Source organism: Arthrobacter sp. TJ-254 (assembly GCF_058269175.1).
The window spans coordinates 1-11,996 of sequence record NZ_JBZCNF010000005.1; the positions used below are offsets into that span (position 1 = coordinate 1).

Consider the following 11,996-nt stretch of genomic DNA (forward strand, 5'->3'; position numbering starts at 1 on the left):
GTGCATGCTTCGCCCCAGATTCCCGTACCCGAGGATTCCTACAGATGCGCGGTGCAGCAGGACCGCGTCGGTGTTGGACTCGCTGACGTACTTCTCGTTTCCGGCGCGCATCGCGCCGTCCTGGTTGCTGATGCCGCGGGCGAGGTCGATCGCCAGCCCCAGAGAATATTCGGCGACCGCCTGTGAGTAGGCGGATCCGCTGCCCAGCACGCGCACGCCCTGGGCGAAGGCGGCGGGATAATCCACGTTCGGGAAGAAATTGCCCTCCACGTTGATCAGCGCCTTGAGCCGCCGTGCCTTGCCCAGCCTCCCCGCGTCCAGATCGGGCTGCCCGATGATCGCAAAGGCGTCCGGCAGGTACTTCTCGAATGCCTCGTCATCCTGCGCGTCTTCAAAATCGATCACGGTGAACAGGTCATTGAGGGCTGCGAGGGCTTCTGCGGTGAAGATGCGGTCACGCTTTTGGGGCGCTGGTTGAAGTAGAACAACTGGCTTTGTGGGAGTCGTCATCATTGTGTCCTTGCCACGTGCGGATTCGAGCGGTTCACAGGTGAGTTGTCAGATCTGCGACTAGGGCTGCCCGCGGGTTATGGGAGTGCCGCACGCCGACCGTGAAAGCACCCAGCTCCTGCCCGAGCGCCAGATAGGTGTCGCTGTCTTCCAGCACAACGCATGGGGGAACGCAGAGATCACGGAAGAGTGCTTCCTTGTCACGTCCCGGAGTCCGGCGGGCGACCTCGACGAACGGCTCGAGGTTCCACCCGGCAAGCAGGGCGGCGATCAGGTCCCGGTCGCCATTGGAAACAACGACCTGCTCGTCGGCGACCCCATCGAGCGCGGGCATCAGGCGGGCTGCCAGCCAGGAGGGCTCCAGGCTGCGCAGAGCGACTGCAGCAACAGCGGCTCCCCGCTCCGCGTGAAGATCCTGGATTTCGGCCATGGCGGCGGGGAACCCCTGCGAGATGAGACGCTCCCAGATCCACTGCTCGGTGTGACCCACAAGATCGCCGAAGAAGTCCGGAGCGAACCCGTAGCTTCGACGCTCCGCTAATTCGCGGTAACTGGCCTCGTGCAGGGGCTCAGTGTGGCCGACCACACCGTCAAAGTCCCAAATGACCCGCGCTCCGGCCGCTTTTTCGAGCAACGCCGTGATCAAGGATTCTGCTTCTTCCTCGTCGTCGAGCATGTTCGACCCTCTGCTGGCTTCTTGAGCGTGGACAAATCCGGCGGCGCCTGGCTTCAAGCCATCGTATGGTTCTCTCAACCACTGACGCCAACCGGCATTCGTTTCCTGCGGCGGCTGAATTGCGTGCAGGGGGGCAGCCTCCTCTCCCAGCTTCCCGCCTGAACCCGGTGGCCACGCTCCCTCCGTCTGATCCGCGCAACGAAACTTCGAGCGCGCTGACACTGGCCGTTTCAACGCGGCTTGGTAGTCAATCTACTTCTGCACCAACAGAGGGATCCCCCAGTGACGGGGTCGAAGGGTCTGCCCCCTGGGTCCCACGTGGCCGCTTTCTATGTCTCTGTAGCCGCCCGCGAGCGAACTGAGGTCGCCGCAGGCTAAGTCTGCTCGTGGTGATGGTGCTCATGAGTCATCAACACCAGCTCAAAAACCCTCACCACAGTCATGTACCTAAACCACCGCTACCCCATGAAGTAGAAGAGAGCCCAAACCGGGCTTCGCGACAGAAAGGAACCACCCCGGCCCAGAAGAACTCAAACCCAGCTACCCGAACCGGCACCCGGACCGCAGAATTGCGCCGGCTGTCCACAGTCAGAGAGCAAAAGCACCTCTGACTAGGGGAAACATGTGCCCGAAGTGGGAATCGAACCGGACTCCAGCCCCTGCGAACACTGGACTCCTGAGGAAACATGCGGAATCCAGCCTAGTCCGGCCGATGTACGACCCGATCCGAAGCCCCAAGTGTGGACGCTGTCCACACCCCCACTTCTCCCCGCCAAAGGCCCTCCCCCAGACTGCCGCACGCCGCACTGAAAGGGTCCGGTGCTTCTATGCGGTGACATATTCGATCCTGCTGGAGGGATTCAACCGCGGCCGTGACCGGGTGGTGTTCGCACTTGTTGCCCAATCTCGGGCACGCCGCTTGGCCGATGTGTGGTCTTCGCCGCAGTGCTGCCCGTGTGCATCTAAACCCGGCCCAAAGCGTCGATATCCTCCAGGAATTGCTCGTGGACCTCCTGACTCACCGTGGTCCGGGTCTCGCCGATGGCATCGAGGTAATCTTGGGAAGAGGGCCCTTTCCTGACCGCATCACGGACTGCGGGCTGATCTTTTGAGGCCGAACCGCCGTCGTAAACTGCTTTCTCCAAGGCTCGCTGGGAGGCGCTGCGGGCCGCGTACTCGATGTCGGCTGGGGAGAATCCCTCTGTGCGGTCCACGAGGAGTTCCACGTCTACGGCGTCGACGACGGGCGCCGGGATGAAGCGTACCCAGATAGCCTCGCGGGCCTGACGGTCGGGCAAACCGATGGGAATGACGTAGTCAAACCGGCCATGACGCAGGAACGCGGTGTCCAAGGCGCGGATGAAGTTCGTCGCACATACCAGCAGCCGGCCTTGCTGTTCCCGGAAGGCCGGGATGATTTTGAGCAGCTCATTCGTGACACCCTGCAGCGGCGAGGGCGGTTCACCTGAGCGCTGCGAGGCGATTTCCTCGACCTCGTCGATGAACACTACGGCGTGCTCCAATTCGGCGATGTCCAAGAAGGTCTCACGCAGGGCTCCAGCCAGACCCTGTGGATCCGCCGCGAGCCGGGACGGAAACACTTCCACGAACGGCCACTCCAGCCGGGATGCGATGGCTTTGGCGAAAGTGGTCTTGCCAGTCCCGGGAGGACCGAAGAGTACGACGGCGCGTGGCGGCACGACGCCGAATTCGTCTGCGAGATCGGCCTCGGCGAGTGGCAGGACCAGACGACGCTCGAGGAGTTCCTTCTCACTGCGCATCCCGGCGACCTTCTCCCAAAGGTCCCGGGCCAGAATCCGCCCACCGAGCTGACCCAATGCATCCAGTTCCTGGCGTTGAACGGGAATGGTCCGCTCGAAGTAGCGCAGGTTCTTTTTCAGCACAAAACCACGGCCGAGGAATGCCTCCACCCGCGTTTCGGACTCCGGCATCAACGCGGAGAGTTTGTTCAGCCCGTGAGGGGCCATCCGGTTCTCGACGGCGGCTAACAGAGAAGTGCCTATCCCCCTGCCTCGATACTCTGGAAGGGTCGCCAGGAAAACGATCCATCCTTGGTCATGCGCGGCCCGTCCAATAGCGGCGCCGACCACCGTGTCGCCCTGTACGGCCACTACAGCGTGGTCCTTCTCACTGGATGCGAGGACTTCCGAAAGTGCGTAAACCGGCTCGACGTTATGGGACTTGAGGGTCTCCCAGAGGTGCAGGATTCCGTCCAGGTCTGCCGGATGGAAGTCCCTGATTCGCCAGCCGGTCATGTCGTCTCCTCGGTTGATCGTGCGTAGTGGTTGAGCTGACTGTATGCCTGCCGGGTGGCCTGTTCCCCGTGTGTATCCGTTTCCTGCGTCCAGATGGCCCCGTCTGGGGTCATTCAGGAGAGACCGAAATGTATTGGCACTCCCCTCGCACGTCTGTTTCGCCCGGGCGTGGGCGGCGCGCCGGGGTCGTCAGAGCCGGGCACGGCAGTAATTGTCTCGGTGGTCGCGCATTGGTGCTGCGATGGAGACCCTGGCTTCACCTCGCGGGGCCTTGGACCCGGACGGATGACTCCATCTGTGAGAAACGTTTCAGTGCGGTTTCTGAAACGTGGGTTGTGGTGGTGCGGGGCGCCGAAGTGGACTGCAGAGGATCCGCTTACCCGTGCACGGGAGGGACGGCCAGCACTATGTGTTGCTGGCCGTCCCTCCCGGCCTGGCCCCGAAGCACAGTCGGCTTCAGGAACCCGTCCTAGGTCATGGCTGGTGAAAGAAGTCGCCCAGCGCGTCGGATCTCACGGGACCCGGACTGTCTCGCCTTCGGTGCGGAAGTGACGTTCCAGCTCTTCCAAGGAATGACCCTTCGTCTCTGGGACGTACCTGTGCACGAATGCCAGGGAGATGATGTTCACGACGACGAAGAGGCTGAAGGTGCCGGTGGAGCCGAGGTTCTCGTTGACGATGGGGAAAAGGAAGGAAATGGCCGCGTTGACTGTCCATAGTGCGAAGACAGCCAGGCCCATGGCGAAGCCACGGATGGCCATCGGGAAAATCTCTGACAGCAGGAGCCACACGCAGGTGCCAATGAAGCACTGCACGAACGCGACGAATAGCATCATGGCGACCAGAATCGTGTAACTGACGATGTCCGAGGGGGGCAGGAGGAAAACGACTGCCAGCACTGCCTGGGAGGCAGCCACACCTGCGAACCCGGTCAGGAGCATGCGGCGCCGCCCGACGAACCCGAGGAGCCAGATGCCCAGGATGGTCGTCACCACCGACGTCACGCCCACAGCGATGGTTGCCACCAGGGATGCACTGACACCGAGGCCGCTCTGTTCGAGGATCGTCGGTGCATAGTAGTTGACGGTGTTGATTCCTGTTGCCTGCTGGACGATGGCCAGTCCGATACCGATCCACAACAGCCGGCGCATCCAGGGGTTGTCCCTCAGATCCCGCCACACCTGGCCCCGCTCCTTGCGGGCGACCATCGAGGCGTCGACTATCTCCTGGAATTCACGCTCGGCTTCGACCGGATTCCGGCTCTTTTCAAGGATCCTGCGGGTATCGGTAAGCCTGTCCCGCAGCGCGTACCAGCGCGGGGATTCCGGCAGCAGCAGCATGCCGATCAGGAGTGCGACGGCCGGCACGGAGGCGACGCCGAGCATCAGCCGCCAGACCTGGGGATCATCCAGCAAGGCGTCGAGGAGTGCATTGATGGCAAAGGCGAGCATCTGACCCGTTACGATCATCAGCTCATTGATGGTCACCATCCGGCCGCGCAGATGTGAAGGGGCCATCTCCGCCAGGTAGAGAGGGCAGGTCACGGCAGCCGCACCGACGCCGAGTCCAAGGACGATTCGGGCCACGATCATGAATCCGACGGACGGCGCAAGAGCGCAGCCCAGTGCCCCGATGAGGAACAGGACGGCACAGACCAGCAGCGTGCCTCGTCGTCCGATTTTGTCCGCCAGACGGCCACCTGTCAGGGCTCCGAGTGCCGCCCCTGGGAAAAGGAGGGAACTGACCACCGAAGCTTCTTCGACCGCGTTCATGTTGAAGGAATCATTCATGTAGAGCAGGGCGCCGGAGATTACTCCGGTGTCATAACCAAAAAGAAGTCCGCCCAGTGTGGAGATGGCAGTAAGCCGAATGAGGTACCCGCGGTGATTGACACCGTCTGCCGAAGCAGCGGGCTGTGCAGGACGCAACGACATTGTTGTCTCGTTTCGAAGGAGGGAGCCGGAGGCCGTCCGGCGTTAGGGACGTGCGTAAGCAGGGGCCGGACCCGGCACCCATGGACGTTCTCCGCACGCTGCTCGGCCGCATGAGAAGAAATGGAAAGGCTGGCAATGTATGGCCGGCTAGTGGATCATCACTGTGCCGTGGCTCACATTGTGCCAACTGTAGATCTACGCCGTGATGCACGTCAATAGTTTGACCTAATGACAGGACAAATAGGCCTGCTAGGGCGCATGTCCGTTCGCCGGTTGGATTCCCGGGCCCTAGAAGGGCCTGCGTCTGAATTTCATGTCCAACGCTCCGGGGCGGGGACGATGGGGTATCGTTCACAGGATAGAATGTCCTATGAAAGTTATGGGTTTCGCCGCCGTACGCCTGGTTTCAGCATTCGCGTGCCGGGAGGCCGGAAGCCGCCCATGACCGGAAGGCCCGAAGGATGAGGGGATGAACGCGCTGCGTCTAGACATCGACCGGACCTCACCTGTGCCGCTCTATCACCAGGTGGCTCAGGGGATCGAGGCCGCAATCCGTAGCGGAAAACTCGCTCCCGGAAGCAAGCTGGATAATGAGATCGCCCTTGCTGCGCAGCTGAAACTGTCCCGTCCCACAATGCGCAAGGCCATGGATGAGCTAGTGCGGTCCGGGCTGCTAGTGCGTAAGCGCGGAGTCGGAACCCAGGTCGTTGCCAGCCAGGTCAAACGCCATCTCGAGCTTTCCAGCCTCTTCGATGATCTGCAGGGCTCAGGCAGCAAACCCAGCAGCGATATCCTCTCGTTCGCCCACGTTGTGGCCGATGAGACGATGCGTGAGGGCCTTCATCTGAGCCTGGGCGCCCGGGTGTACCACCTGGTGCGTCTGCGGATGATGGACGGCGAACCCCTGGCGCTGATGGAAAACTGGGTCCGCGACGACGTTGTCGACCTGGAGGAGAGGATGCTGAAGGATCGGGGACTCTACGAGATCCTCCGGAATGCTGGAGTGAATTTCCGCCTCGCCCAGCAACGTATCGGTGCGCGGACCTGTGATGACTACGAGGCCGGTCTATTGAAGATCGCACCGGGCTCTGCGCTGGTGACGATGGACCGCACCGCAGTGGATGACATTGGACGCAACATCGAAGTAGGACATCACGTGTACCGCGCTGATTCATACAGCTTCGAGATGACCCTGGTGAACCGATAGTTCCTGACAGCGACGAGAGAAGGACGCACGATGACCGATTGGGTTTACCCCCTGGGGACGGCGGCGGACGGTGTATGGGATGTCGCCCTGGGTGCTGCGGGATCGGCGGTGAACGTCCCCGGGTGGAAGCATACGGGTATCCGCGTTGCCACCCTCGCCGCCGGCGCTGCCGTGCACCTGCCAGCCGCGGAGGAGGAACGCATAGTGGTGCCGCTGAGCGGGTCTTTCGCCGTCGGTGTGCAGGACAGCAGGTACCTTCTTCGGGGCCGCGAGTCGGTCTTCCATGGTCCGTCGGATATCCTCTACACCGGCGGCAGGGATGTGGAGATTTTTTCGGAGGCCGGAGGCCGGGTGGCTGTCGCAACGGCTCCGGCCCGGGCCGACTACCCGGTCAGGCTTGTTACTGCCGCGGACATCCCCGTGGAGCTGCGTGGGGCCGGGAACTGTTCCCGTCAGGTTCACAACTTCGGGACGCCGGCCGCACTGGAAGCGGACCGTTTTATTGTCTGTGAAGTCCTCACCCCGGCCGGCAACTGGTCGTCCTACCCTCCGCACAAGCACGACGAGGAAAAGGACGGGGAGACGAATCTCGAGGAGATCTACTATTTCGAGACCCGCCGCTCCCCCGGTGGCGGGCCGGACGGTGACACGGATCCTATGGGCTATCAGCGCGTCTACGCCTCTGATGAGCGCCCTATCGATGTGGCAGCGGAAGTCCGGACCGGGGACGTGGTGCTGGTGCCCTACGGCTGGCATGGACCCGCCATGGCTGCACCCGGGTATGACCTGTACTACCTCAACGTCATGGCCGGCCCGGGCCCGGTGCGGGAGTGGCTGATCAGTGACGATCCGCATCACGGGTGGGTTCGGTCCACCTGGGAGGGCCAGGAGGTCGACCCCCGGCTACCGTTCAGCCGGTAGGCACGCACACACGAAGGGCCCGTCCGGATCCGGGCGGGCCCTTCGTGTGGAGGGTGGGGAATCAGGCGCCGACGCGCCCCTTGAATTCCTGCTCGAGCTCTTCGAGGGATTTCCCGCGTGTCTCGGGAATGAACTTGTAGGCGAACAGGATGGCCCCGATGCCGAGCGCCACGAACACGAAGAACGTGTTCGAGATGGTGATGGCGCTGACGAGGATCGGGAAGGTGAAGCTGACGGCGAAGTTGACCATCCACAGGACGAAGACGGAGATTCCCATGCCCATGCCGCGGATCTTCAGCGGGAAGATCTCCGAGAGCATCAGCCAGGTGACCGGTGAAATAGCGCCCTGCTGGAAGGCGAGGAAGGTCACGGTGAAAGCGAGGATCACGAACCCGCGGGCCGTCCCCTCGGGCAGGATCAGCGAGAAGACGCCGATCGCCAGCAGAGCCGCCGTCGTCCCGAGCTGGCCGACCATCAGCATGGGCCGGCGGCCAACCCGCCCTAGGAGCCAGATACCCAGGAAGGTCGCTGCCACGGAGATCACGCCGTTGGCGATGTTCGCCGTCAGCGCCGCCTGCGCACCGAATCCCGCATTCGTGAGGATCTGCGTGCCGTAATACATGATCGAGTTGACCCCGGTGATCTGCTGGATCACCGCGAGCCCCAATCCCACGACGAAGACCCTCTTCAGCCACGGCTCGCTCAGGTCCTTGAACGTGCCCATCTTGGCCTTATAGTCCTCGACGGCGAGCCTCTGCACCTCCTCGAACTCCTGCCGCGCGGCTTCCCTCTCGCGGATCTGCTGGAGAACGGACAGGGTTGCGCCGAAGTTACCGGTGGACGCCAGCCACCGCGGGCTTTCCGGTACGAAGTTCATGCCGATCCACAGCCCGATCGCCGGGATCGTGGCAATGACCAGCATCCAGCGCCATACGCCGCCGGACTCCCCGAAGGTGTTGCCGATGACCGCGTTCGTGGTGAAGGCCATCAGCTGCCCGGTGACGATCATGAGTTCATTGCGCGTCACCATCTGCCCGCGTCGCGCTGCAGGTGACAGTTCAGCGAGGTAGATGGGCACCATGACGGACGCACCGCCAACGGCCAGACCCAGGACGAGGCGTGAGATCACCATGACGGTGATGTTCGGGGCGAAGGAGGCGCCCAACGTTCCCGCAAGGAAGATCATGGCCAGGACGATGATCATCCGCTTACGGCCGTAGCGGTCCGCGAGCCTGCCTCCGGTTACGGCGCCGAAGGCGGCACCGAAGACCAGGGAACTTGCCACCAGGCCCTCCGTGAAGGGAGTCAGACCGAGGTCCTCCTCCATGAAGGGCAGTGCCCCGTTGATGACTCCGGTATCGAACCCGAAGAGTAGACCGCCGAGGGTGGCGATCCACGTCACGCGGCGGAGGAATTTGTCCTGGCTGCCACTGGGGCTCACCGCCCCTGGTGTTACCGATGCGGGCACGGACGATGACGACGTCACGATGAACCCTTCCTCTGTTGCCCGGCGCCCCCGGTCATGCCCGGGCCCGCGCGATCGAAGCCGTGATGGTCTCCAATTGAAAGCGTGAGACCTCATCGGCGCGCTCGTTCTCCGCGAAGACGCTGGAGACTACGACGGAGTCCGCGCGGTCGTAGAAGCCGGTCTCACCGAGTTGCCCGAAGAACATGTCCCAGTCGACATCACCATCACCCATCCGGAGGTGCTGGTGAACCCTGACCGGGTTTCCCGGCGGATTGGTGATGTACCGCAGGCCGTGGGAAGCGGTGTGGTCCATGGTGTCCGAGACGTGCACCAGGCGGAGCTTGTCGCCCGCGGCCTGCATGATCTCCTCGGTGGAGTGGCCCATATGGAAGGTGTGCGAGGCGACGAAGACGAAGCCGATGTTGTCCGAGTTCAGGCCCCGGATCACACGCAGGGCCTCAAGCCCGTCCTCCACGAAGTCATCCGGGTGCGGGTCGATCCGGACGTCGATGCCCTCCCGCTCGATGATGGGCAGCAGCTCCTCCATGGAACGGTAGAACGCGTCCTCTGACTTCTCTGCCTGCTCCGGACGGCCCGAAAACTCGGTATTCATGACCTTGACACCGAGGCCGACGGTCAGCTCGATGGCTCGCTTCCATTTACGGACCGCCGCCTGGCGCTGCTCCTCATCCGGGGAGGCCCACCGGAGCACGGGCAGCACCGATGCGATGCCGACACCTGCCTCAGTGCATGCCTTCCGAAGGTCCGCTACGAGGCCGTCGTCGGCCTTTGGATGGCGGAAAAACGGCAGGAAATCGGGGTGAGGGGTGAGCTGGAGGTATTCATACCCGAGGTCCGCTGCCACACGGGGGAACTCGAGCAATCGGTGCGTTGCATGAAACGGGGTGGGATCGAGTGCAATCTTCATTGATTCTCCAAAATCTTATGGACAGAAGCACACCGCTTTCCCGGAACACGGGCCCCGGGAAGCAGCCGTGTCAGCTGTAGATGGCGGGCTTCTGCTCCAGCTTCACGGTCGCCCGGCCACCGGTCCGCTGGGCTTCGACACCGGCCTCGCAGCAGGCCGCCGTGGCGTAGCCGTCCCATGCGGATGGTCCGCCGAGGCCACCGGCGATTGCGGCGTCGACCCAGGCTTGGACCTCGACGTCGTAGGCCGCACCGAACCGCTCCTCGAACCCGGGGGTGACAGCGCCGCCCCACTTGCCTGCGCTGCGTACGTACGCTCCAGTGTCGCCGCCGATGTCGACAATGCCGTCCTCGAAGGACGCCTGCGTGGTCACCTGGTACCCGAACTTCGCATTGACGAAGATTTCGACATCAGCCAACACCCCCGACTCGGTCTCGATGAGGACCTGCTGGGGGTCGTGCTGGCCTGGGTGGGCGTTTTTCGTTGCCTTGCCCAGGCGGACCTGCACGGAGGTGATCTCCTCGCCGGTGAGGAACCGGATGGCATCGAATTCGTGGACGACCGCATCATTGATGATCATCTCGTTCGTGAAACTGGCGGGGGTTGCGGGGTTGCGATGGGCGCAGTGCAGCAGGAGCAGTTCGCCCAGCTCACCCGAGCGTACGAGGTTCCCGAGGGTGCGGTACTGGGCGTCGAAGCGGCGCATGAAGCCGACCTGGATGCGCGGATGGCCAAGTTCGACTTCGGCTTGGACGATGCGCCAGGAGGACTCGGCATCCTGCGTGAGCGGCTTCTCGCACAGGATCGGCAGGTCCTTGGCGACGGCCTTGAGCAGGATCTCCTCGTGCAGGAAACCTGGGGTGGCGATCAGGACGGCGTCGACGTCCGGACGCTCGAGGGCCTCGTCAGCACTGGTGAGGGCGACCGCGCCGTGGATTCCGGCGACCGCGGCCTCGGCGCGCGCGAGGTCGACGTCGACGACTGCTGCCACGCGGGCACCGGTGATGCGCCGGTTGATACGCTCGATGTGGTCGGCACCCATACGCCCGGCACCGATCACTGCTATTCCAAGGTTCGTGGTCATGGTGAAATTTGCCTTCTATTCGTCGGGGGCGTCAGCTGACGCGGGTGCGGGAACCGCAGGAGAGCAGGTAGTCGCGGGTCCTCGTGGCGATGGGAAGCGGCACGTCGAAGGCGACCGGATACATGTCCTGCTCCACGATGCCGAAGATCGGACGGTTCAGGGCCTCGACCGCCTCGATCACTGCCCGCAAATCCGGCAGCCCGTTCGGAGGTTCAGTCATGACGCCGGCGAGATTCGCTGCCGCCCAGGTCATGTTTTCCGCGTTGACCTTCGCCAGGATCTCGGGGTTGATCTGCTTGAGGTGCAGGTACCCGATCCGCTCGGGGTGCTCCTGAATGAGCTGCAGGCTGGACGCACCGCAGTACTCGGCGTGGCCGGTGTCAAGGCACAGGTTCAGCAGTGCCGGGTCGGTGTTGGCGAGCAGCTTCTCGATGTCCTGCTGGGCGCCGACGTGGGTATCGGCGTGGGAGTGGAACTGCTGGTGCAGCCCGAAGTCCTCCAGCAGGACCTTTCCCAGACGGTTGTGCCCCTCGAAGAGATCGCTCCACTGCCGGTCACCGAGCGTCCCGGCTTCGACGGGCTCACCCGTGACATCATCCCGCCACATGGCAGGGATGACCACGATGTGCTTGCCGCCCATCGCTGCTGTCAGCTCTGCTACTTCCCGGGCAGGCTTCCATGCGGAGTCCCACTGGTCCAGGCCGCGGTGGAATGCCGTGAAGACCGTTCCGGCGGAGATGGTCAGGTTGCGCTGGCGCAGCTCGTCGGCCAGGCGGGTCGGATCGGTCGGCAGATACCCGTAGGGGCCCAGTTCGATGCAGGAGTACCCGGCTTCGACGACCTCATCGAGGAAACGCTGCCACGGTGTCTGCTTCGGGTCATCCGGGAACCAGACACCCCAGGAGTCCGGCGCCGTGCCAATAATGAGCTTGTTCTCTACTTCAGTCATAACGGCGTTTCTTTCTGGTCTGGAGTCATGAGTGATCGGGTGT

10 protein-coding genes are annotated in these 11,996 nt (G+C 63.2%); 2 read left to right on the forward strand and 8 right to left on the reverse strand.

The annotated features are described in order from the left end of the window. The 4 genes from AC4D14_RS14265 to AC4D14_RS14280 all read right to left on the reverse strand — a co-directional run. Positions 1–510 (reverse strand): Rossmann-fold NAD(P)-binding domain-containing protein (locus AC4D14_RS14265; RefSeq protein WP_490903322.1); only part of this gene is annotated, 510 nt, incomplete at its 3' end. 34 nt (positions 511–544) lie between these two features. Beyond that, positions 545–1,186, reverse strand: a complete 642-nt coding sequence (locus AC4D14_RS14270) for an HAD family hydrolase (protein WP_490903323.1) — start codon at positions 1,184–1,186, stop codon at positions 545–547. Between the two features lie 962 nt (positions 1,187–2,148). Continuing rightward, complete coding sequence (locus AC4D14_RS14275; protein WP_490903324.1) at positions 2,149–3,462, reverse strand: ATP-binding protein; 1,314 nt, start codon at positions 3,460–3,462, stop codon at positions 2,149–2,151. Positions 3,463–3,974: 512 nt separating this feature from the next. Further along, positions 3,975–5,396 (reverse strand): sugar porter family MFS transporter, encoded by a 1,422-nt coding sequence (locus AC4D14_RS14280; RefSeq protein ID WP_490903325.1) that lies wholly within the window; start codon positions 5,394–5,396, stop codon positions 3,975–3,977. A 469-nt stretch (positions 5,397–5,865) separates the two neighbouring features. Between AC4D14_RS14280 and AC4D14_RS14285 the strand changes: the two genes are divergently transcribed. After that, entirely contained in the window at positions 5,866–6,603 is a 738-nt protein-coding gene (locus AC4D14_RS14285; RefSeq protein ID WP_490903326.1) for a GntR family transcriptional regulator, read from the forward strand. A gap of 30 nt (positions 6,604–6,633) precedes the next feature. Beyond that, the gene (gene iolB / locus AC4D14_RS14290) at positions 6,634–7,524 is read left to right on the forward strand and encodes a 5-deoxy-glucuronate isomerase (RefSeq protein WP_490903327.1); all 891 of its coding nucleotides are present in this window, start codon (positions 6,634–6,636) and stop codon (positions 7,522–7,524) included. Positions 7,525–7,585: 61 nt separating this feature from the next. Here iolB and AC4D14_RS14295 read toward each other — a convergent pair whose 3' ends face one another. The 4 genes from AC4D14_RS14295 to AC4D14_RS14310 form a co-directional block, all read right to left on the reverse strand. Continuing rightward, complete coding sequence (locus tag AC4D14_RS14295) at positions 7,586–8,965, reverse strand: sugar porter family MFS transporter (RefSeq protein WP_490903328.1); 1,380 nt, start codon at positions 8,963–8,965, stop codon at positions 7,586–7,588. 79 nt (positions 8,966–9,044) lie between these two features. Beyond that, on the reverse strand, positions 9,045–9,920 hold the full coding sequence (locus AC4D14_RS14300) for a sugar phosphate isomerase/epimerase family protein (RefSeq protein ID WP_490903329.1): 876 nt from the start codon (positions 9,918–9,920) through the stop codon (positions 9,045–9,047). 70 nt (positions 9,921–9,990) lie between these two features. Further along, a complete protein-coding gene (locus tag AC4D14_RS14305; RefSeq protein ID WP_490903330.1) occupies positions 9,991–11,004 on the reverse strand; it encodes a Gfo/Idh/MocA family protein in 1,014 nt (337 codons plus the stop codon). Between the two features lie 31 nt (positions 11,005–11,035). Next, positions 11,036–11,953: a sugar phosphate isomerase/epimerase family protein gene (locus tag AC4D14_RS14310; protein ID WP_490903331.1), complete on the reverse strand. Its 918-nt coding sequence runs from the start codon at positions 11,951–11,953 to the stop codon at positions 11,036–11,038. Positions 11,954–11,996: the final 43 nt, after the last annotated feature.

Excerpts from the sequence above, each read along its gene's own strand:
- AC4D14_RS14270 (WP_490903323.1), bottom strand. The coding sequence starts at position 1,186 with ATGCTCGACGACGAGGAAGAAGCAGAATCCTTGATCACGGCGTTGCTC.
- AC4D14_RS14275 (WP_490903324.1), bottom strand. The coding sequence starts at position 3,462 with ATGACCGGCTGGCGAATCAGGGACTTCCATCCGGCAGACCTGGACGGA.
- AC4D14_RS14280 (WP_490903325.1), bottom strand. The coding sequence starts at position 5,396 with ATGTCGTTGCGTCCTGCACAGCCCGCTGCTTCGGCAGACGGTGTCAAT.
- AC4D14_RS14285 (WP_490903326.1), top strand. The coding sequence starts at position 5,866 with ATGAACGCGCTGCGTCTAGACATCGACCGGACCTCACCTGTGCCGCTC.
- iolB (WP_490903327.1), top strand. The coding sequence starts at position 6,634 with ATGACCGATTGGGTTTACCCCCTGGGGACGGCGGCGGACGGTGTATGG.
- AC4D14_RS14300 (WP_490903329.1), bottom strand. The coding sequence starts at position 9,920 with ATGAAGATTGCACTCGATCCCACCCCGTTTCATGCAACGCACCGATTG.
- AC4D14_RS14305 (WP_490903330.1), bottom strand. The coding sequence starts at position 11,004 with ATGACCACGAACCTTGGAATAGCAGTGATCGGTGCCGGGCGTATGGGT.
- AC4D14_RS14310 (WP_490903331.1), bottom strand. The coding sequence starts at position 11,953 with ATGACTGAAGTAGAGAACAAGCTCATTATTGGCACGGCGCCGGACTCC.